Below are 21,470 nucleotides of genomic sequence, written 5' to 3'. Positions count from 1 at the left end.
TTGATTTAGCCAGCACTTGCCTGCGAACACAAGAATTTTTCAAACGTGAGCTGTGTGTCTAGCGGCAATTCTGTCATGGCCAACACATGCGCTTGACTGCGAATTTTCTTCACAATTCTGGCAAAAGTTAATCGCGTGCGAGGGTTGCACACAATGACGGGTGGCAAGTTTTTGGCCTCCATGTCGTCTACATGGGTAGAAATTTCTTGCACCAACAGGCGCATGAGCGAAGGCTCAATCACACCATCGGGTGCTACCGCGGCAGTGCCAATGGCTTGCTCAATGAGGCGCTCAAACTCAGGCTGCACGCCCAACACTCGGGCTTGTTGGCCACTGCCTAAAGCGTTTTGCACAATGGTACGGCGCAAAGCTTGGCGCACCATGGGCAGAATGTCCAATGGATCTGGCGTTTTGGGAGCGTGCTCTGCAGCCACTTCCAAAATGGTTCGCAGGTCTTTCACATTGATGCCTTCTTCAAGCAACAGCTGGAGCAAACGCTGCAACAAAGCCAATGGCACCACCTTGGGCACCACATCTTCCACCAGCTTGGGAAAACTGCCTTTAAAGTGATCAAGCAGTTCTTGCGTTTCTTGCCGGCCCAAAAGCTCTGAAGCGTGGCGGTGAATGAGCGTGTCTAGGTGCGTGGCCATAACCACGGCGGGCTCCACCACGGTGTGCCCACGGCTGATGGCAAATTCTCGGCTGCTGGTTTCAATCCAAGTGGCGGGCATGCCAAAGGAGGGGTCGCGAATTTGCAAACCAGGCATAGGCTCGACACCCTCCGGCGCAATGGCCAACAACCTGTCGGGCAAGCACTGACCACGCCCCACTTCGCCGCCGTAAATTAAGAAGCGATAGGTTTCGGGTGGCAGTTGCAGATTGTCTCGAATGTGCACCGAAGGCGTAAGGAAACCCATGTCGTTAATAAACTTGCGCCGAATGGCTCTAATGCGCTTGATAAGGTCGCTGTCTTCGCCTTTGTCCACCATGGGAATGAGGCGGTAAGGCAACTCTAAGCACAAAGGCTCCACCACGGGCACATCGGTCCAGCCTAACTCTTGCCGGGCAGCTTCATCTTTGTTGAAGGCGGCCGTATCGCTAACCACATTGGCCGCTTTGCGCCTGATCATGTACGCCAAGCCAGCAAAAAACACTGCAAATGAAATAAACATGGCATGCGGCATACCAGGCAACACGCCCAACAAGCCCAGCACACCGGCAGCAATGAACAATGAGCTTTGGTTGCTGCTCATCTGCTTGGAAAGCTGCTCGGAGAAATTGTCTTCGGTGGCCACACGCGTGACCAAAATACCAGCCGCTGTAGAAATAATAAGCGCAGGCACCTGGGCAACCAGACCATCGCCAATGGTGAGCGTGCCGTAAATGGTGAGCGCTTTGTCAAAGCTCATGTTGTGCGCAATCATGCCAATGATCAAGCCGCCAATGAGGTTGATCACCAAAATGAGAATGCCGGCAATGGCATCGCCGCGCACAAACTTAGACGCACCGTCCATGGAGCCAAAAAAGTCGGCCTCTTGCGCCACCTCTTGGCGCCGCTGCTTGGCTTCCTCTTGCTTAATAAGGCCCGCATTCATGTCGGCATCAATGGCCATTTGTTTGCCAGGCATAGAGTCCAACGCAAAGCGAGCAGACACCTCGGCCACACGCCCCGAGCCCTTGGTAATGACCACGAAATTGATGATGGTGATGAGGATAAAAATGACCACACCCACCGTGAAATTGCCGCCAATGAGGAACTGCCCAAACGACTCAATGACCTTGCCTGCAGCATCGGTGCCTGTGTGACCGTTTAACAACACAATGCGCGTGGAAGCCACATTGAGCGACAAACGCATGAGGGTGGTAATGAGTAATAGCGTGGGAAAAGAAACAAAGTCTTTGAAGCTTTTGACATTCAAGGCGGCAATAAGGACCATGATGGCCATGCCGATGTTGAGCGTGAAAAGCAGGTCTAGCAGGAGTGCCGGCAGGGGCACCAGCATCATGACCAGGATGAGCAGCACCATGACCGGCACGCCGGCTTGAGCCAAAGGCTTCTTGAGCCCTTCAAGTCTGGACGTGATGGTTGCCATTTAGTTAATTGGTTTTCAACATGTTACCAATTAGGGGTTGGAAATTGGGCAATGGAAGATTACAGAGTTGTTATTTAAGGGGGATTGAGTGATTTCTGGATCGAAACGCTAAACAGATTGGGGAGGGGGGCCGTAAGAGATGCTGTAGGGCCTTTGGAAATACCGGCCTAACAACCAACAACCTTTTTAGGAGAATCTCATGGCTGCAGTATTAGGTACAAACATCGCTTCGATTTGGGCTTCCAAAAATCTTCAGTCTGCGCAGTCTGACATGGCCAATTCTGTTGAGCGCTTGTCTTCTGGTTTGCGTATCAATCGTGCAAGAGATGACGCGGCCGGCTTAGGCATTGCCAATGCGTTGACACAACAAATCAATGGCGCAAATCAAGGCGTCCGTAATTTGAATGACGGTATCTCTATGGTGCAAACGGCTGAGGGAGCTATTAGTGCAGCTTCTGAAATGGCTCAGCGTATATTGACCCTAGCCACACAAGGTGCCAACGGAAGCATGAACTCCGATCAAAGATTAGCAATTTCAAATGAATTGACGCAGCTTTGGGGTGCAATTGGAAGCATTCAATCTAGGACTAAGTTTTCCAATAATGCATTGTTGGGAGCATCTGCGGACATTACGATTTACGCAAGTAATGTTTCGAGTGATACGGTCACAATTGGCTCGGCAACTAGCATTAACGCTATTTGGACTGATACAGCTAGCGCAGCCTACGGTTCTACCTATGCTGGTGCAGCAGGCGATTTGAAAAAAGCAATTGCAGCAGTTGCAACTGCTGGTTCAAGTGCGGCAGCATCAGATTTTACGACAGTAATAACCGAAGCAAACTCATACATTACAGCTCTTGATACTCAAAGATCATCGTTAGGTGCAACCCAGAATAAAATGGAATACGCAGTCAATAACGTGACTGAATTATCTGCTAATTTGACAGCCGCACGCAGTCGTGTTCAAGATACCGATTACGCTGCTGAAACTGCTTCGTTGACTAAAGGTCAAATCTTGCAGCAAGCTGCCACTGCAATGCTGGCCCAAGCTAACCAAATGCCTAACGTCATTTTGTCACTCCTTAAATAAACTTTTTTAATTGGAGAATAAATATGGCCGCAGTTTTGGGTACAAATATCGCCTCAGTGTTGGCGTCTAAAAACCTTCAGTCAGCTCAAGGTGCAATGGCTTCTTCCGTAGAACGCTTGTCTTCTGGTCTACGCATCAATAGGGCTAAAGATGATGCGGCTGGCTTAGGTATTGCAAACGCTTTAACTCAACAAATTAATGGCGCTAACCAAGGTGTCCGCAACTTAAACGATGGCATTTCCATGGTTCAAACCGCAGAGGGTGCAATCAATGCGGCGACTGAAATGGCCCAGCGCATTTTGACTCTTTCAACACAAGGAGCGAATGGTTCAATGAATCAGGATGGTCGGACAGCTATTCAAAACGAGTTAAAGGGTTTGCTAAGTTCAATTAGTTCAATTGCAAACCGCACTAGTTTTGCAGGCATTAGTTTATTGAATGTTGCAGAGAGCGCAACTTCGACAGATACAAAAACGACTATCTATTCTAGTGCTGCTACTTCTGACACTATAGCTTTAAAAAATAGTGGTTTTTTTAATATTGGTGGCAATTTTGCTACGGCAACCAACACTGGAAATGCTTCAGCGACATCGCTAACTTTATCCTCTGCAGCAGCAGCGTCTGTGGCAAACGGAGGAACAATTTGGAAAATGGATGGCGCTGGTGCTTATGTAGCCTTGGGCACTTTGCATGCCAGTACTGCAGTCTCATCAGATCGATTAACCATAACACTAGCAGCTGGTACTGCCTGGACTACAGGTGACATCATTGTTTTTGACAAAGGCGTTTTAACTAAAAACAGCACTAATGCTTCTAAGTCACTTGCAGAGGCCGTTTACTCAACCAATTTGGCTTCAGCAACAGCTTCTACTGCACAAACTGCATTTGAAACAACGAGCAAAGCAGCTTCTGATTACCTAACATTGTTGACAAAACAACGTTCAGAATTAGGTGCATATCAAAATCAAATGGACTATGCAGTTAACAATGTCACAGAGCTTTCAGCAAATTTAACTGCTGCACGTAGCCGTGTTCAAGACACCGACTACGCTAGTGAAACAGCTTCATTGACCAAAGGTCAAATCTTGCAACAAGCCGCTACAGCCATGTTGGCCCAGGCAAACCAGATGCCTAATGTCATTTTGAGCCTGTTGAAGTAATATGAAGTTTCTCAACCAGTCTTCAAAATCTGGTTGAGATTCTTTAAAGGAGAAACAACCCATGGATGCGATTTCTAAAAATGCAGTCAATCTGGGGTCTATGTTGTCTAACGTCAAGGCCCCCATTGAAACGGCTCCAGCCACCGATGCCAATGTTGTGTCTAAGGTGGCCAGCGTACCACTGCCTAAGACCAATGTACGAGAGTCTAGCCAAGAGGTAAGAGACGCCGCTGAAACGGCAATGCGCGACATCCAGCACTTCATCTCATCCCAAGCTCGGTCTGTTCGTATTTCAAAAGACGAAACCTCAGGCCACATGATTGTTCAGCTGGTCGATCCTGATACTGGCGAAGTCATTCGCACTCTACCTTCTGAAGAGTTGTTGCGCCTTGCTCGCTCTTTTGAAATGCTCGGTAACAAAATGGTTCATCAGGTGGCCTGATTTTTGCATTTGCTAGATCATGGCAGTCTCTTCCACTTCTAGCAGTTCTTCACGCGCAGGCAGCTCACTCGATGTGGCTGGCATTGTGAGTGGGCTCATGGAAGCCGAAAACGTACCGGTTAACAAGCTAGACGCCAGAATCAGCAGGTCTACGGTCAAAATTACGGCCTTGGGCCAAATTAAAAGTCAGTTGTCTGCACTCAAAGCCAGCTTAATTGAACTTCAAACGCCGGCAAATTTTTCCAAGCAAGCGGCAAAAATTAGCAATGCTTCGGTGGCATCGGCAGAAATTACTGCTGCGGCCACTGCGGCCAGTTATCAAATGGAAGTAAGCAGCCTTGCGCAGCCTACCATTTGGAATGTGTCTGGATTTACCACAGCAGCAGATGCGCAAGCTTGGTACGACGATGCTGCGCAAGCTGCCGTTAAAACAAGTGCCGATGCCACTGTTTTTCTGAGCAATACAGGGCAGTATGTACTCTCGCTAAAGTCAAAAACAACAGGCACCGCTGCTGCATTTTCTTTGACGGATAACACGGTAGCAGCAGGCATTACCAAGACGCAATACCAAGCAGCCCAAAATGCTACTTTTAAACTCAATGGCGTAGAGTTCACCCGCGCTAGCAATACGGTGTCTGATGCCATTACAGGCATTACGCTCAACTTGGCCACAACTACGGCATTGGCAACACCCGTTACCTTGACGGTATCAAATGACTCTGTATCGGCCAGGCCCAAACTAGATGCCTTGGTCAAAGCCTACAACGATTTGTATTCTTTGTTCAAATCTCAAACCGCCTCCAGCATGGATGCATCGTCACGAGGTGTTTTAAACAGCGACTTTGGTGTGGCCAGCATGATGCGCCAAGTGCTTACTGGGCTTATGCTGCCCATGACCAACCTCACAGGTGGCGCATTAGCAGGTCAAACCGATTTGTCTGCTATGGGCCTGAAGCTTCTAGACAGTGGCAATTTGGCGGTAGACGATACCTTGTTGGCGGCTGCCAGCAGCACTTTGCAAACGCGCTTGGCCGCTGGTGTTCGCATTGGCTACAGCAGTAGCACCACCTCAGATTTAGCTTCCCAAATTGGCGACATGATTTTGAGCGGCGGCGTTATTCAAGATCGAATTGCCAGCGAGCAAAGCACACAGTCCGACCTCAACAAGCGCAAAACAGCGCTGCAAGACAAACTCATTGCTGTGCAGGCTCGCTATACCGCGCAATACGCCTCACTCGACGCTTTGCTGTTCAAACTGCAAGGCACCAGCGACTCTTTGAAGAGCGCGCTGGATGGGCTCACCAATTCCCAGAAAAACAATTGAATTTAGTGGCAACCCCTGTTTGTTAAAGGAACCCTTATGACTATGCGTGCACACCGAACCTATGCAGCTACACAGCGCGAAACCTCTGTGTCATCCGCCAAACCTGTAGAACTTGTGGCTATGGTTTACCAACGCCTGCTTGATCATTTACAAACGGGCAAAATTCAAATGGCTGAAGGCGCAGACTCATCTGAGTCTTTAACCAAAGCCATCGACCTCATTACCACTGGCCTTGAGTCTTGCTTGGACAAAGAAAGAGGCGGCGAAATTGCACAAAACCTGGCCTTCATTTATGACTGGGCCGGCAAAGAAATTATTCGCGCCCGCCTCCGCCGCGACCCCGAAATGATTCAAGGCGTGATCAATGCGTTTGTGCCTTTGGCTGAAGCTTGGTTAGAACACGCTGGTCAAAAGGACGAGACTTTTGCATCTAAGTATTTGCAGCCTGTTATGGCAACAGCAAAGTCTTTGTCTAGCAAAGCCGTTGGTACGCCTTCTAGTGGCATCAACGGCATGAATGCCGCGTTAGCCGCCAGCGCCTAATAAGCAACGGGCATTTACCAAATGGCCGCTAAGCCATATCATTGCTCGGCACCATGTTTATACCCACACCAGTTCAAGAACTGCACCTGCCGCTAACGCAAAAGTTAGAGGTGGGCCCGGTGTCGCCGGTAACTGCAGTGCCCGGTGTGGCCGAAGAAGCGCAATCGTTAGACAGCCGAGTAGCCTTGCAATGGACACAGCCCGTGTTTGCAGGCGCAGAGGGGCAAGCGGCACGATCTGCTCTGGCAGCGCCGCTGCCTTTAACGTTGCTTCAGTCGCCCAAGCCGGCAGTGCCTGGGTTCCAGCCTCAAGGCGCAGATCCCGACGCATTGAAGTCGGGTGATGTGCATCCCTTGTTGGCGCAAGGTTTGTCAACTTGGTTGAGTGGTGTGCTGGCCAAATCGAATGGCAATGTTGCCAACTTGATGCCATTCTTGTTGAGTATTGCAGCACAGACTTCCGCTAAACCCAAAGACGGTGAACCTAAGGCTCCTTCTTCTGCAGACATCAACAGCCAACTCAAAAGCATTTACGAAGCCATTGCCAAAAGTGATGTGTTTGCAGCGCAAAAACTCAATGAAGCCTGGCTTTCTAGGCGCGATGCCTCTTTCCAAGAGCCCAGTGCCGCACAGCTAACTCAATGGGTTTCAGCCTTAGAGCCCGACAGCGACGCAGCCGAACAAGCAGCGCGCATGCTCACGCAAGGCAACATGGTGTGGCAGACCGAGTTGGTGCCTGGCTTGCCCATGCGCATTGTTAGAGAAGACACTTGGCGCAATAACCCAAAGCTAGCTGGGCAGCTTGAAAAAGGCGCTATGTTGAAAGTGGAAATCACACTTCCAAACCTTGGGCAGCTTCGAGTTGCAGGGTCTCAATGGGGGCAAGACATTAGCTTGCAGGTTTTGTATGGCAAGCCAGACGAAGATGGCAAAGTCAATTGGTCGGCTCTTGCGCCCAAGCTATTGCAAGAATTGAAAACGCATGGGCTGACAGATGTTAGGGTGGAGCAATTGCCAGACCCAACAGCTTTGCTTTCAGACAAGGAAGCACCCTATGTCTAACTTGGGCCACGAAGAAATTTTGCAAGCAGTGGCCGTTGGCTACAAGCCCAACACGCCAGCACCTCGCGTTTTAAGCAAAGGCAAAGGTGAAATTGCCCAAGCCATATTAGACCGCGCTAAAGAGCTTGGCATTCCCACACGCAGCGAACCCAGCTTGGTGGCCTTCTTAATGGAACTAGACCTCAACGCTTGGGTACCCCCCGAGCTTTATGCAGCCATTGCCCAAGTGTTGGCTTGGGCGCATGAAGAAGACAAGAAGTTGGAAGAATCTAAATACTGATTCTTTGGATTAACTTCCCAAAGTCAGCTTTACTCGAATCTCTTCTACCTTGGTGTGCAAGCTAGGAAGATCACGACGAATCGTCTTCCAGAGAATTTCAAAATCTACTTGAAAGTAGCCATGAGCAACGGCATTGCGCATTTGATATGCAGAGGCCAGTGGCAATTCTGGATGAGCCGCCACAAACTCAGGAAAGCGCTTTTCTATGTTGTTACTTGCTTCACCGATAACTTCGAAGTTACGGATGACAGCGTCTTGGACAAGTTTATTACCAAGAAAACTCATTTCTTCCAAATCTGCAACGTACTCTTCAATACGCTCTATCGCTTCCAGAATATGATCAAGATAGTCGGACAGCCGCTTCGGGTCTCGCATCATACAGGGCGAGCTTCGTTGATGACTTTAGCTCGGAATGAATCAGGTAAGGCATTGGGTGTGAGCACATCCACTTGAACGCCTAGCAATTGTAAGAGTTCATGGCGAATTGCGCCAATGTCAAAGAGTGTGGTGTCGGGTGTAGGGTCGATCAAAATATCTAAATCGCTGCCTTCTTGATCCTCGCCGCGTAGCACCGAACCGAAAACTCGCGCGTTGCGCGCATTGTGACGCTCAACAACAGAGCGAATTGCTAGTCGATGCGTTTGAAGAGCAATTGATGGTTTCATTGTTTTTCTTCAAACTTTGGTTGAGGCTTCAAACAGAAGCACTCAAACCTGCAGGTTGGTAACTTCTTTGTAGGCATCCACCAAACGATTGCGCACAGCAATCATGGTTTGGAAGGACAGGTTGGCTTTTTGCAAGTCGACCATCACTTCTTCCAAGGTCATGTTGCTTTGACCGGTGGAGAAGCTTTGCACTTTGGCTTGCGCCACGTTTTGAGTTTCGTTGACTGCCAACACGGCTTTTTTCAAAGCTGATTCAAAATCGGGCTCGCCTGCCTTGGGCAAAGTGGATGTTGAATTTAACTGACCCGACGCCATATCGGCCATGACTTTCATCTGGCTGGTGAGGGACTCGAGGTTAATGTTTGACATGCTATTTATCTTAATTCAATTCAATCAAAAAGAAAACCGGCTTCTTTGTAGGCCTTGAGCTTGTAGCGCAGGGCCCTTTCGGACAATCCCAAAACGTTGACGGCTTCTTTTCGGTTGCCACCCACTTGCTTCAGAACTTTCAAAATGTGCTCACGTTCAATGGAATCCATGTCCTGTGCGCCCGAAGTTGTGCTTTCAGTGTCTGAACTGTATGCAAGAGGTGTGCCACTGGCGGTCAAATTGCCAATGGGTGCACTCACAGCACTGCTTGGCTCGCTGCCATGTAGCTCAATGTCGTTGGGTTCGATCAAATCGCCATCGCTTAAAAGCAGGGCGCGCTGCATGGCGTTTTCCAATTCACGCACATTGCCCGGCCAGGGGTAGCTTTGCAAGGCTTGATTGCTTTGGGCGGAGAGTTTCAAGCCCTGGCGGCCCATGGTGCGGCCATAGCGCGCCAAGAAATGTTCGGCCAATGGCAAGATGTCTTGTTGGCGCTCACGCAGTGGTGGAATGCGAATGGGAAACACGGCCAAGCGGAAGTACAAATCTTCCCTAAATTTGCCGTCTTTCACTCTCTGCTGCAGGTCTTGGTTGGTGGCCGCCACAATGCGCACATCGCAATTCACAGAGCGCATAGAGCCTAAGCGTTCTACCACTTGGTCTTGCAGCACTCGCAGCAGTTTGGCCTGCAATTCAAGCGGCATTTCGCCTATTTCATCTAAGAAAAGCGTGCCGCCGTTGGCCTGTTCAAACTTGCCTGGCTGGGCCTTGGTAGCACCCGTAAAGGCGCCTTTTTCATAGCCGAACAGGGTGGACTCAAGCAGGTTGTCTGGAATGGCGGCGCAATTAATGGCCACATAGGGCTTGCTGTTGCGGCCCGAAAGTTGGTGAATTTGCTTGGCAAATACATCTTTGCCCACACCCGATTCGCCCGTTAAAAGCACGGTGGCGCCGGTGCCAGCCACACGCTCGCAACGGTTTTTAACGGCAAGAATTGCCGGATCGGAGGCAATTATTTCCCCATCAGCGCTAATTTTTGCCGAGGGTGGGCTGGGGTGATGGCGCGCAATGACCTCCAACAATTGTTGGGGCATGAAGGGCTTGATGAGGAAATCACGGGCGCCACCTTTCAAAGCTTGCACGGCCAACTGGGTGTCGGCATAGGCGGTCATGACCACCACCGGAAGCTGGGGGTGTTTGTCTCGGGCTTGGGCTAACAACTGCAAGCCATTCATGCCAGGCAAACGGAAATCGGTCACCAGCATTTGCTCTACTTCGGGGTCTATGGCGGGCAGTGCATCTTCGGCGCACTCAAAGGCCACGTGGTCTACGCCGCCCAAACGCAGCGTCACGCTGATGGCCTCGCGAAGGTCGGTGTCGTCCTCAACTAGGAGAATTTGAAACGGATTCATGTGTGAGCAGTTGTTAACTTTGTAGGCTTATACAGAGTTTAAATGTTGGCCATGCTGGGCAAAGCCACCACAAAAAGCGCCCCGCCTTCGGGTTTGTTTTGCGCGGTAATTTCTCCACGGTGGCTGCGAATGGCATTCTGGGCAATTGCAAGTCCTAGGCCAGTACCCGTCACGCGGTTGGTGGCGAAGGGTTCAAACAGTCTGGAAAGCATGTCTTCGGCAATGCCGGGGCCATCGTCTTCAATGCTCAGTTGGCCGCGCAAATGGTCGGCTTGGGTTTGAACCACAATGGTTTGGCCCGGGCTAGAACACTGAATGGCGTTTTCCAAAATGGCAATAAAGGCCGACACCACGGAGGGGCGTTCTACGCTCACCATGCAGTTGTCTGCCTTCAAGCTAACCGACAGTTCAATGTGCTTCTCTTGAGACAGGCCTTCCAAGGTTTGCAGGGCCTCGCTTACCAACTCGTCTAGGGCAATGATTTGGGTTTTGTGGGGGCGAGCCCTTACAAACTGCAACATTTCACCGGCCATTTTTTCTAGGTGAATCAGTTGGTTTTGTAGTTTTTTGGCGAAGCTCACCCTGTCTTGCAACTCCAGTTCTTGGTTGCAAAGGTGCGATGCATACAACAAGGCTGTAGACAAAGGTGTTCTAAGTTGGTGCGCAATACCGGCCGACATTTTGCCCATGGCGGCCAAGCGGTCTACCCGCTCGTTGTCTTCTAGGGTGCGCAAGTTGGCGGTAATGTCTTGAATTTGTATCACGCTGCGCAAGCCTTCTTGCACGCGTTGGGCTTGCAGGGTGCGCAGACCCTCGGATGAATTGACATGAAATTCGTCCGGTCCATGGCCAGGCTTCCATGAGGCAGGCGTGGCCCAAGCCTCTCCCGTTTGAAGTCCTGGCACCAATTGTTCTGCTGCCTGATTGAAATGGCTGATTTTGTCGTTTTCAATGAGCACCACGGCGGCAGGCAAGGCGTTGAGCAAAACGTTCAAACGCTCGTTGGCTTGAAACAGGTCGGCACTGAGGTCTTCAACTTTTCGGCTGAGAGTGGCGTATTGCTGCTCTAGCGCTTGCGATGCTTCAACAAAAAGCTCAAATGCACCAGCCAGATCACTGGCTTGAGCGGGTGCCGTTACTTTTTCTGAATTTGCCATCTTTGAATCTGTTGTCAATTTAACTGTTCTGAATTGATAATAAAAGTAAGATTGCGATCCAAGTGACCTGCTTTGTTGTGCTTTCAACCAGGCTGAAAACCAATATACCTTAATTTAAGAGAAGGCCAGGGCCCCACTTTGGGGTTTGCCATGAAGCGATGAAGATCCTCCTGATAGAAGACGACGAGCAAATTGCAGACTTGGTGGCGTCGGCTTTTGAGGCTGTTGGCATACAAACTCAATTGGAAAAAGACGGCTTCAGAGGCCTGCGAACAGCTTTGCAGCTCAACTTCGATGCCATCTTGCTCGATGTGGCATTGCCCCTGATGGATGGTTTTCAGGTGCTGGAGGAAATTAGACGCAACAACTTGAACACGCCAGTGATCATGCTCACGGCATCCATTGACCTGCCAGACCGCTTGAAGAGTTTTGAAAAAGGGGCAGACGATTATTTGCCGAAGCCCTTTTACATGGAAGAGCTAATTGTTCGCGTGAAAGCCATGATCAACAACAAGCGCGGCAAAGTTGAAATGACGCTGGTGCAAGGCGATTTGTCTTTAGACCGCTTTACACGCGTAGCCACTTGGCAAGGAGAAAAGGCCACTTTGACGCAACGCGAATATGTGTTGCTCGAGTGCTTGATGACGTCGCCCGGACAAATTTTTTCACGTGAACAAATATTGAAACAAGTTTGGAACGTGGACTTCGACCCCGGCACCAATGTGGTGGATGTCTCGGTGCAAAGACTTCGCAAAAAGCTAAGCAGCCCAAGCCCAGAATTGGGCATTGCCTTTCCCATTGAAACCATTCGAGGCGTGGGCTATCGGTTTAAAACTCAATCTTAAAAATGCTGCGTTCATTTAAGCTGAAGTTTTTTTTACTGGTCACCATCTCGATTGTTTTTTTTGCAGTCGTCACGCGAATTTCTGTGCGCTACGCCTCTACCAAACCCCTGCATGAAATTTTTTATGGCAATTTTGCAAGCTATCTGGAATTGAGTTTGAAAGACCAAAGCTTGAGCGACTTGAGCGCTCAAGCCGTTCAACAAAAGATCAATGCTTTTTATTCAGACTTGAATCCCAATGAAGCGCAAGTATGGCTAAGAGATACAGGCAATACGGCCCAGCAAAACATGCTTTCGGGGGCGGTTTGGCGCAACATCCGAAATCCTTCGCGCACCTACGCCGTTGAGTTGGCAGAGCTACGCCAGGGCGAAAGCGATTGGATTTTGTTCAAAGTCCCCCAAGGTAATCAAGATTTTTTCGTTGCCATTCCAGCGCGAATGTTTGAAGCTAGGTTTGAAGACATGATGGAAGCTCGCGAGAGTGTGGTTAACAGCATGTGGCCCTTGTTGGTGCTTTGTATTTTGTTGTGCACCTGGTTTTTAACTTATTGGGTGATGCGTTCATTGCAAAATTTGCAAAACACATTCCAAAAAATTGACCTCAAAGGTAATGGCAATGTTAGTGGCAGTAGTAGTAGCAGTGGCAATGCACTTTCTGAAAAACAATTTGATGTGGAGTTTGCAAGTTTTGTTGGCTACTTCAACAGTTTGATAAAACGACTTCAATTGAACTTCGAGCAAGCCTCGCGGTTTTCAAGCGATGCGGCCCACGAACTTCGCACGCCATTGACAGTGATCAGGGGCAACCTCAAGCGCTTGCTCAACAGGGCACAAGACAACAGCGTGGAGCAAATTCAGTTGTCGATGCTTTCAGATGAGGTGGAGCGCTTAATTTCTATTACCAACAAACTGGTTTTGCTGTCACAAGCAGATGGCGACAACTTCAAGCTAGACCTCCAAGAAATAATGTTGTTCGATTTGATTGCAGTCACAGGCGAAGATATTCAAAGCTTGGTACCCCATGTTCAATTTGAATACTCACTCAATCCCGATATCAAACTCTTGGCCGACCCCAACTTGTTTCAGCAACTTCTTAACAATTTGGTCAGCAACGCCATCAAATACACGCCGCCGCAAGGGAAAATCAAATTCAATGCCAAAGTGTTTGGTGATTTGGTTGAGTTTTCCCTGTCCAACACCACCTTCCTGTCTCTTGACGGCATTGATGACCGCATCTTCCAGCGCTTTTACAGACACTTAAACGATCCAAACATCGATACACAAAGGCCCAAAGGTGATGGTCTGGGCCTTAGCTTGTGCCAAGAAATTGCAAAGGCGCATGGCGGCACATTGAGCTTGCACAAGGGTCCTGACCAGTGGGTCAGCTTCAAAGCCACCTGGCAAAGAGCTTGATTAAAAACTTGTAGTCCTACATTACAGCTGTGTAATGATTGGTTTATGTCAGTGAAAATTTGAAACAATGTGATTACATATGGAGGCACTGACTTAATTGGATGCTCCCAAAACTCTCTCTCCAGATCGAGACGCTGTCGTTCTGTCGATGGGTGGTTCCGGCGCGGCAAATTTAAACACACCAGCAGGTGTGGTTGATTCTTTGCGCGAACGGTTTCAAGCCCTCACCACCAATCAACGTTTGTTCATGGGCCTTGGCTTTGCCGGCTTGGTTTTGGCTTTGGGTGTTGTTTTATCAGCAGGAAAAAGCTCGCAAGACTACAGAGTGTTGTTTGCAAACGTCAATGAAGGCGACGGTGCCGCCATCGTCACGGCCTTACAGCAAATGAATGTGCCCTACCAATTTACGGAGGGCGGAGGCGCTATCACAGTGCCTCAAGCTTTGGTCTATGAAACCCGTTTGAAGCTGGCAGGGCAAGGTTTGCCCAAGGCCGGCAATGTGGGTTTTGAGCTTTTAGAAAACCAAAAATTTGGCACCAGCCAGTTTGTTGAGCGCGTCAATTATTTGCGCGGCCTTGAAGGCGAACTGGCCCGCAGTGTCAGCTCTTTGGGTCAAGTTAAATCGGCGCGTGTGCATTTGGCAGTGCCCAAGCCCTCTGCCTTTGTGCGTGAACAAGAGCGTCCCACCGCCTCCGTCATTCTCACTTTGCACCCTGGCCGCATGCTGGACAGCCCTCAAATTGCAGCCATTGCGCGCTTGGTCAGCTCTGCCGTTCCCGGCATGCGCGTGCAAGAAGTGTCCATCATGGACACCGAAGGCGGCATCTTAGGCAACAGTGCCGCACGCCAAGAGGGGCTCGATCCTTCGCAACTTAAATACACCTCCGAATTAGAAGCCGCACTCAACCGCCGAGTGGCTGCCATCTTGGAACCACTGGCTGGCAAAGACGGCTTCCGCGCGCAAGTCACGGTCGATTTGGACTTTGACGAGCGCGAGCGCACGTCTGAAACATTTGGCAAAAATTCACCGCCCGACAAAGCCATTCGCAGCCAAATGTCCATTGAGGCCAGTGGCGGCAAATCGGGCTCTGGCGGCGTGCCAGGCTCGCTCACCAATCAGCCCCAAGATCCTGCCAAAGCGCCCATCACCACTGAGGCAAGAGGTGACAACCTCCGTGCGCCCGGCAGCATTGACACAGGCGCATCGGGCTCTGAGGAAGGCAGTTCACGCAATGAAAAGACGGTGAACTTCGAAGTAGACAGGGCCATTGAAAGAATCAAATCGAGCAAAGGCCAATTGCGCCGCGTGTCAGCCGCTGTGGTGCTCGATTACAAATACGAAAAAGGCGCCAAGGCCAATGCCACTCGCACTGTGGCCTATACGCCGCAAGAAATTCAGCAGATCAATGCCTTGGTGAGAGACGCCATTGGCTTTGTTCAACTCCGCGGCGACACGGTCAGCGTGGCCAATTTGCCCTTCTCGGAAGAGCCTGTGCCGGTGGCAGAAGATCCTGGCCGTCTAACGCCCGAGTTAACGTCGCAGCTCATTCGGTATGGCGCCATTGCCTTGGGCTTGCTGTTTGCCTACTTCGCCATTGCACGCCCCTTAATGCGGCCCGTGCCACTGCCGCCCATCGATCCCGATTTGCCCAACTCTCCACAAGGCCGCGCAGCTCAGCGCATGCGGGAAGAAATCAAAGAACTTGATTTGTCTTGGGCCATGGAACAAGAAGTCAAGCGCGCACAAGAGTTGCGCGTTGAAAGAGAAATTGAGGCGCAAATGGAGCGCATGCGCGAACGCGAAATGGCCAGCAAAGCCAAGTTTGAAGATGTGGTGGCCTACGCTACCCAATATGCCACCGATCAACCCGACGACACCGCTTTGCTGTTGCGTGCTTGGGTTTCTGAAAAGGGCCCTGCCAATGCACCGGGGCAGGACAAATCATGAACACGGCCGTTTCAAATTTCAAACCGGGCGTTTTGGGTGGCGCACTTCGCAAAGGTCTGCAATCGCCAGACCTTGAAAGAAGCAGTGGTGCCAACTTAGACGGTCCTTCACGCGCTGCCATTGTGCTCATGTCATTGGGCCCCGAAGTAGCCGGCACTTTGCTGAAAAACTTCACACCTGCTGAAGCCCAAAAAGTGTCATCGCTCATGGCCAACTTCAGAAGCATCGACCGCGAGGTCATGATTCAAGTGCTGGAAGAATTTAAAAACGTCACAGCGCACCGCAAGCAAGTGCCGTTTGACCCGCAGCGTTTTGTTACGTCTCTCATGGACAAGTTTGCAGGCGAAGCCGGTGGTTCAACAGCCAGCCAATTGGCCAGCACGGTGCCTGCGCTCGATTTGCTAACCAGCATGAGCAACGAGCAATTGCAGCGCCACTTGCAGGCAGAGCACCCCCAAGTGTCAGCCACCCTGCTGTCGCTCATTCCTGCCGAAAGATCGGCCGCTGTATTGGAATTGTTTGAAGCCGAATTGCGCGACGAATTGGTGCTGCGTGTGGCCCTGCTTGATCAAATCAATCCCTCTGCCTTGGTGGAATTGAATGACATGTTGGAGCGAACGCTTGGCGACGACACCACCGCAGAAATCAGTGGCGTTGGTGGCGCACGTCCTGCTGCCGAAATTTTGCGACTGTTTACTGGTGGTTTGGAGAAAACCACCTTGGCCAGCATCCGACAGCACTCCGAGAAATTGGCAGAACAAATTTTCGAGCGCATGTTCACGTTTGAAGACTTGATGAAAATTGCGCCGCAAGCAGTTCAAACCTTGCTTACCGAAGTACCAGACGATGCCATGCTGGTGGTGCTCAAAGGCGCCAGCCCCAATTTGCAAAAATTCTTTTTCTCCAACATCACCAAAAGCAAGGCAGATCGTTTCCGCGTGGAAATGGAAAGCATGCCACCTGTTCGAGTGCAAGAGGTTCAGGCCAAACAAGCGGAAATTGTGCTGCTGGCACGTCAGATGCAAGACGAAGAGCGAATTTCTTTGGCCATCGTCAGCATGGGTACTGGGGCCAATTGATCATGAACCGCTGGAGCCCTCCCTCTTTTGACGGCGAGCCGGCCACCACCGAGCACTCCCTAAGCCACACTTCTGTGCGCCAGATAGACGAAGCCATTTTGGTTTTGCCCAGCGTCAACGAAGTCGATGCCATTCGCGGCAAAGCCTACCAAGATGCCTATGCCCGAGGTCTTCAAGAAGGCCTCAACGAAGGTCATGCGCAAGGCGCTGCCAAAGGCCGCGAAGAAGGCATTGAGCAAGGCCGCACAGAAGGCTTTCAAGTTGGATATCAGCAAGGCTATCAAAGCGGCATCAAAGACATTGAGCACATGTCTAAAGAAATGCAGCGCGTCATGGCCGAACTGCAATCTTTGCCACAAGCCTTTCAATCTGCTTTGCCCGAGTGGGTGTATGAAACAGCACTGCGCTTGGCCGGTAAAGAGCAAATGGACCGCTCGGTGTTTGTAGCCGCTGTGCAAGAAGCCCTCATGCGCTTGCCCCGTCCAGGTGAAAATTTAATTGTGGGCGTGCCCCCTGCAGAGCTTGAAGCTTGGCAGTCTTTGCTTAGCCACCCTGACATGCCATTTCAGTCTTTGGTTCGAGCCGATGGAGAATTGAGCAAGGGCTTTGCTTATGTATTGGTCGATGGCACCAGGCTCGATGTAGGTGTCAGTGCACGCGATGCATTGGTGAGAAGCGCATTAGGTTTATTGCCCCAACACGCTTCGGATACAGTCTGAAGGAGACCGCCTTGAGCCAGGCCGATCTTCAACAATTTGTAGACTCACAACGCGCCAAGTTGGCCAACTTGCCCTTGTCTGTGCGCGAAGGCCGCGTGAAACGGGTGTCGGGTCTGTTGGTAGAAGTTGAAGGCTTGCCCTTGTCGATTGGCGCGCAAGCTTGTGTAGAAAATTCTCGGCAAGGCACTTGGGTCGATGCCGAATGCATTGGCTTTGAACGCGACACCACCTACCTCATGGCCTTTGATCAAATGGCGGGGCTTTCGCCAGGTGCCGTGGTCTACCCATTGCTTACACCGCAGCGACGCGCGCAGGGCTATCAAATGCGGCAGGGCATTGCGTCAGTGCCCATTGGTCCTCAGCTGTTGGGCCGAGTGGTTGACGGTTTGGGCAGACCCCTTGATGGTTTGGGCGGTGCCAGCTGGAGCGACGACCTCATGCGCTTTGCCTCCCCTAACCCGCTCAAACGCAAACCCATTCACGAACCGCTTGACACCGGTGTGCGCGCCATCAATGCCATGTTGTCTGTGGGGCGTGGCCAGCGCATGGGCTTGTTTGCCGGTTCTGGCGTGGGCAAGAGTGTGTTGCTTTCCATGCTCACACGCAATTGCGTGGCCGATGTCATTGTGATTGCGCTGGTGGGCGAACGCAGCCGCGAGGTGCGCGAGTTTTGCGATGACCAATTGGACGATGTGTCGAGATCTCGTGCTGTGGTGGTGGCCTCGCCTGCCGATACGTCTCCCTTAGCGCGTGCCAAAGGCGCCGAATACGCCACCGACGTGGCCACTTGGTTCAGAGACCAAGGCAAGCATGTGGTGCTCATTGTTGACAGCCTCACCCGCTACGCCATGGCGCAACGCGAAATTGGCTTAAGTCTTGGCGAGGCGCCAGTGGCCCGCGGCTACCCTGCCAGTGTGTTTGGCAAGCTGCCAGCGCTGGTTGAAAAAGTGGGCAACGGCGAACACCCTGAGGGCTCCTTAACGGCTTTTTACACGGTGCTGCTAGAAGGCGACGATGTGCACGACCCCGTGGCCGATGCTGCGCGGGGTGTGCTTGATGGGCACATTTTCTTGTCACGCGAATTGGCCGACTCAGGTCACTACCCCGCCATTGACATTGAAAAATCTATTTCCAGGGTGATGCCCAAAGTGGCTACGCAAGACCATGTGCTGGCGGCCCGGCGCATTAAACAACTGATTAGCCGGCACGAGCGCAGTCGCGACATGGTGGCCATGGGCGCTTACATGCAGGGCAGCGACCCCGATTTAGATGCGGCGCTGAGATTGTGGCCTCACATTCAAACTTTTTTGCAACAAGAGTCGCACCAGGTGGCTGACCTTGAGGGCAGTGTGACGGCTTTGAGCAGCATTGCGAGGGCTTCCAAAATATGAGCAATCGCGTGTTTGAAGTGCTTCAGCAAATGCTGAAATTGCGCAAAGACCGGTCTGTGGCGCAGTCCAAACGGGTTCAGGCCGAATATGAGCGCGTGCGCAATTTCAATTTGCAAGTTGAGTCCTATGCCAAGGAATACGAAACGCAGTGGGTGAAAGCAGCCAAAGAAGGCGATAGCGTTTTGAATTTGCAAACCCAAGCCAATTTTGGTCTCAATTTGCGGGCTACAGCCAAATCGCAAGAGCCCGAGGTGCAGGCTTTGAAGTCACAAAGCCGAGAGGCCCTAGACAAAGCCTTGCAAGATGCCCAGCGCCTCAAAACCCTTCAATCTTTCTTGGCCAAGCGCAAACAACAGCGCCAGCATCAGTTTGAGAAGCACGAGGACAAGGCTTTAGAAGACGTTTTACAGGCCCGACAAAACAGCAAATAGCAAGGTGGCATTGAAGTTGCATTACATGATTTAAATTTTGGAAATTAAATCATGGCCATCTTTGTATCCAACCCACCTTCTGCTGCGGCTCCAACGCTTTCCATCGACGCACTAGATCCTGCTGCGCTAGCGCCAGAAGAAGGCTTTACACAGGAGCTGGCAGCTGCAATGCAAGCCCCTGCAGGTCTTACAGAGGTACCTGCAAATTTGAGCCCAGACAATTCGGAAGATGCTGCCAAGAAAGCATCAGACCTGCAAATTTTGCCGGCAGAAGTGCTCATGAATGCCGTGGGAGATGCAAATTTTGCCTTAACTGGTCAGGCAGGCCTTGCCAATTCAACAGGTCAAGATTTGGCATCTGGCACTTTATTGACCGATGCCACCGAGGCTCTCAAGCAAGACACCACAGCCCTTGATTTAGCCAATTCATTGCAAGGCGCAGAGTTGGCTGCAGCCAACTTGGCAGCGCAAATGTCAACTTCAGCGACCAATGTGCCTGTGCCCGCTGCCGCCAATTTGGGCGAAGTTTCGGCCACACATTCAATCGGTGCTGCTTCGGGAGCTGGTCAAGACGCTGGGCAAGTACCCCAGGCGCTGGCCTCTGGCGCTGGCTCTGTTTCCAGCTCTGGCTCCGGCCCCGGCACCGGCTCTGGTTTGCAAGTAGAGGCGCAAATTGCCTCGGCTGCTCAGTTGGCATCCCCTCAGAGCTCGTCTTTGTTGAACAGTGAGAGTATTCCCGCCAGCCATGTTTCAACCGGCAATCCGTCGGCTCAGATGGCTTCTATGGCATCCGCAGCTGCCGAGCTGGCTTCCACCCCTGCAGACACCGCGCAAGCGCAAAATGCACTGACTGCCCCAGCTTCCAACACCGTCAAGCCTGCCGGCTTGCAAGCTGAAGCTGTCATTTTCAATCAGGCTTCACTGCCGGCGGCTTCGCCTATGGTTGCAGACCCTTCTTTCACTTTGAAGTCTGAGGCAAATTCAGCGTCCACCAATGGCGTTGACCAGAAAAGTACTTCTGTAGCAAATCCAACGTTGGCAGTACCCATCAACTCTGCAAACGCTGCACAGTCTTTAGCTGTTGGCAACTTGGCTGCTGAAAAGAAAAATACTCTATCTGACACAAGATCAGACTCAAGAACTGACGCGATATCAGACACAAAGGCAGAAGCGCAAGTTTCTCAGACACAAGAAACCGCATTCAATTTTGATGCAAAGTTGTCTAAGTCGGATGCGCCATTGCTACAAGCCGGCCAGACATCCAAAGGCAACGCGCTTGGTCTGCAAGGTGGTGCAGCCTCATCGGAAAATCAGATTGAGGGTGTCTCGTTCAGCAATGTGCAGTCGGGCATCAAAAATGAGCAAAAAGGCGACGCCACCGGGGTCAATCGAACAGATTTGGCCGGGCTGACAGCCACTAGCACTGGTTTAACAGAACTTGTGCAAGAAGCGCCTAGGCCAGAAACAGTTCAAAGTTTGGACGACATTTCTTCGAGTTTTGTGAGTAGCTTGGTGGGAGGTCCACAACGCCCAGTGACAACCGTGATGGATTGGATTTCTACGCAATCACAAGAACGTGTAGCGCCGCTGGTTCCTCATGAAGTGAGACTGGATGCCGGCGCAATACAGCTAGAAATTCAAAAGATGGTGAAGCAAGGCGGCGGTCATGTGGTGATGGAACTCACACCCCCCGATCAAAGCAAATTCACCATTGAGCTAAAGCTCGATGAACGCGGCAACGCCTTGCTCATTGTGGAAGGCGTGAGCGATTCCACCAAAACCCGACTCGAACAAAGTGCGCCGCAATTGCGTGAGCAATTTCAGCAAATGGGTTTGGAGTTGCAGCTTGATATGCGGCAGCAGGGTCAGTCTGGCTCTTCCAATGCTGCAAATTTTGCAGATTACCAAGAACGTGCTTTTAGCGGCAATCAGGCTGCTGGCGACCCATCCAAGGTTATGACGCCGCGGGAAACAGGCGCCATGCGCGCCCGCGAAACCGGCTCTAACCAAGTTTATCTCTACGCGTAAAGCTTTGAGCCTAGAAGAAAC

At 51.1% G+C, this 21,470-nt stretch carries 21 protein-coding genes; 15 read left to right on the top strand and 6 right to left on the bottom strand.

Going from position 1 to position 21,470, the window contains the following annotated elements; genetic code table 11:
• Window positions 1–5: 5 nt before the first annotated feature.
• Window positions 6–2,093 (bottom strand): flagellar biosynthesis protein FlhA, encoded by a 2,088-nt coding sequence (gene flhA / locus B9Z32_RS02485; RefSeq protein ID WP_108419787.1) that lies wholly within the window; start codon window positions 2,091–2,093, stop codon window positions 6–8.
• A 199-nt stretch (window positions 2,094–2,292) separates the two neighbouring features.
• Between flhA and B9Z32_RS02480 the strand changes: the two genes are divergently transcribed.
• The 7 genes from B9Z32_RS02480 to B9Z32_RS02450 all read left to right on the top strand — a co-directional run bounded on the left by B9Z32_RS02480 (window position 2,293) and on the right by B9Z32_RS02450 (window position 7,993).
• Entirely contained in the window at window positions 2,293–3,183 is an 891-nt protein-coding gene (locus B9Z32_RS02480; RefSeq protein WP_108419786.1) for a flagellin, read from the top strand.
• Window positions 3,184–3,206: 23 nt separating this feature from the next.
• Window positions 3,207–4,343: a flagellin gene (locus tag B9Z32_RS02475; protein ID WP_108419785.1), complete on the top strand. Its 1,137-nt coding sequence runs from the start codon at window positions 3,207–3,209 to the stop codon at window positions 4,341–4,343.
• A gap of 61 nt (window positions 4,344–4,404) precedes the next feature.
• The gene (locus B9Z32_RS02470) at window positions 4,405–4,785 is read left to right on the top strand and encodes a flagellar protein FlaG (RefSeq protein WP_108419784.1); all 381 of its coding nucleotides are present in this window, start codon (window positions 4,405–4,407) and stop codon (window positions 4,783–4,785) included.
• Between the two features lie 19 nt (window positions 4,786–4,804).
• On the top strand, window positions 4,805–6,109 hold the full coding sequence (gene fliD / locus B9Z32_RS02465; RefSeq protein WP_108419783.1) for a flagellar filament capping protein FliD: 1,305 nt from the start codon (window positions 4,805–4,807) through the stop codon (window positions 6,107–6,109).
• Between the two features lie 36 nt (window positions 6,110–6,145).
• A complete protein-coding gene (gene fliS / locus B9Z32_RS02460) occupies window positions 6,146–6,652 on the top strand; it encodes a flagellar export chaperone FliS (protein WP_108419782.1) in 507 nt (168 codons plus the stop codon).
• A gap of 53 nt (window positions 6,653–6,705) precedes the next feature.
• Window positions 6,706–7,713, top strand: a complete 1,008-nt coding sequence (locus tag B9Z32_RS02455; RefSeq protein WP_146179441.1) for a hypothetical protein — start codon at window positions 6,706–6,708, stop codon at window positions 7,711–7,713.
• Window positions 7,706–7,993 (top strand): EscU/YscU/HrcU family type III secretion system export apparatus switch protein, encoded by a 288-nt coding sequence (locus B9Z32_RS02450; RefSeq protein WP_158268164.1) that lies wholly within the window; start codon window positions 7,706–7,708, stop codon window positions 7,991–7,993. The genes B9Z32_RS02455 and B9Z32_RS02450 overlap by 8 nt, the downstream gene beginning before the upstream one ends.
• Before the next feature lie 9 nt (window positions 7,994–8,002).
• Here the strand turns inward: B9Z32_RS02450 and B9Z32_RS02445 are convergent, their stop codons facing one another.
• From B9Z32_RS02445 to B9Z32_RS02425, 5 genes are read right to left on the bottom strand one after another with little or no spacing between them, the layout of a single operon-like run.
• Entirely contained in the window at window positions 8,003–8,371 is a 369-nt protein-coding gene (locus B9Z32_RS02445) for a DUF86 domain-containing protein (RefSeq protein ID WP_108419779.1), read from the bottom strand.
• Window positions 8,368–8,658 (bottom strand): nucleotidyltransferase family protein, encoded by a 291-nt coding sequence (locus B9Z32_RS02440; protein WP_108419778.1) that lies wholly within the window; start codon window positions 8,656–8,658, stop codon window positions 8,368–8,370. The genes B9Z32_RS02445 and B9Z32_RS02440 overlap by 4 nt, the downstream gene beginning before the upstream one ends.
• Before the next feature lie 42 nt (window positions 8,659–8,700).
• Window positions 8,701–9,027 (bottom strand): flagellar hook-basal body complex protein FliE, encoded by a 327-nt coding sequence (fliE, locus tag B9Z32_RS02435; RefSeq protein WP_108419777.1) that lies wholly within the window; start codon window positions 9,025–9,027, stop codon window positions 8,701–8,703.
• Between the two features lie 20 nt (window positions 9,028–9,047).
• Entirely contained in the window at window positions 9,048–10,439 is a 1,392-nt protein-coding gene (locus B9Z32_RS02430) for a sigma-54 dependent transcriptional regulator (protein WP_108419776.1), read from the bottom strand.
• A 38-nt stretch (window positions 10,440–10,477) separates the two neighbouring features.
• Window positions 10,478–11,596: a PAS domain-containing sensor histidine kinase gene (locus B9Z32_RS02425; protein WP_108419775.1), complete on the bottom strand. Its 1,119-nt coding sequence runs from the start codon at window positions 11,594–11,596 to the stop codon at window positions 10,478–10,480.
• A gap of 158 nt (window positions 11,597–11,754) precedes the next feature.
• Here B9Z32_RS02425 and B9Z32_RS02420 point away from each other — a divergent pair, with 158 nt between their 5' ends.
• From B9Z32_RS02420 to B9Z32_RS02385, 8 genes are all read left to right on the top strand, one after another.
• The gene (locus B9Z32_RS02420) at window positions 11,755–12,441 is read left to right on the top strand and encodes a response regulator transcription factor (protein ID WP_108419774.1); all 687 of its coding nucleotides are present in this window, start codon (window positions 11,755–11,757) and stop codon (window positions 12,439–12,441) included.
• Window positions 12,442–12,443: 2 nt separating this feature from the next.
• On the top strand, window positions 12,444–13,853 hold the full coding sequence (locus tag B9Z32_RS02415) for a sensor histidine kinase KdpD (RefSeq protein WP_108419773.1): 1,410 nt from the start codon (window positions 12,444–12,446) through the stop codon (window positions 13,851–13,853).
• A 97-nt stretch (window positions 13,854–13,950) separates the two neighbouring features.
• The gene (gene fliF / locus B9Z32_RS02410; RefSeq protein WP_108419772.1) at window positions 13,951–15,801 is read left to right on the top strand and encodes a flagellar basal-body MS-ring/collar protein FliF; all 1,851 of its coding nucleotides are present in this window, start codon (window positions 13,951–13,953) and stop codon (window positions 15,799–15,801) included.
• Entirely contained in the window at window positions 15,798–16,880 is a 1,083-nt protein-coding gene (locus B9Z32_RS02405; RefSeq protein ID WP_108419771.1) for a flagellar motor switch protein FliG, read from the top strand. The genes fliF and B9Z32_RS02405 overlap by 4 nt, the downstream gene beginning before the upstream one ends.
• A gap of 2 nt (window positions 16,881–16,882) precedes the next feature.
• Window positions 16,883–17,599, top strand: a complete 717-nt coding sequence (locus tag B9Z32_RS02400) for a FliH/SctL family protein (protein ID WP_108419770.1) — start codon at window positions 16,883–16,885, stop codon at window positions 17,597–17,599.
• Between the two features lie 11 nt (window positions 17,600–17,610).
• A complete protein-coding gene (locus B9Z32_RS02395; protein ID WP_108419769.1) occupies window positions 17,611–18,990 on the top strand; it encodes a FliI/YscN family ATPase in 1,380 nt (459 codons plus the stop codon).
• Window positions 18,987–19,421 carry a hypothetical protein gene (locus B9Z32_RS02390; protein ID WP_108419768.1) on the top strand — a complete coding sequence of 145 codons (435 nt, stop codon included), beginning with the start codon at window positions 18,987–18,989 and terminating at the stop codon, window positions 19,419–19,421. Before B9Z32_RS02395 ends, B9Z32_RS02390 begins: the two co-directional genes overlap by 4 nt.
• A gap of 51 nt (window positions 19,422–19,472) precedes the next feature.
• The gene (locus tag B9Z32_RS02385) at window positions 19,473–21,449 is read left to right on the top strand and encodes a flagellar hook-length control protein FliK (protein WP_108419767.1); all 1,977 of its coding nucleotides are present in this window, start codon (window positions 19,473–19,475) and stop codon (window positions 21,447–21,449) included.
• The last annotated feature ends 21 nt before the right edge of the window (window positions 21,450–21,470 follow it).

It is taken from the genome of Limnohabitans sp. MMS-10A-178 (assembly GCF_003063375.1).
GTDB lineage: Bacteria > Pseudomonadota > Gammaproteobacteria > Burkholderiales > Burkholderiaceae_C > Limnohabitans_A.
Note: the sequence above shows the minus strand (reverse complement) of the source record. Positions and strands in the feature narration are given on the sequence as shown.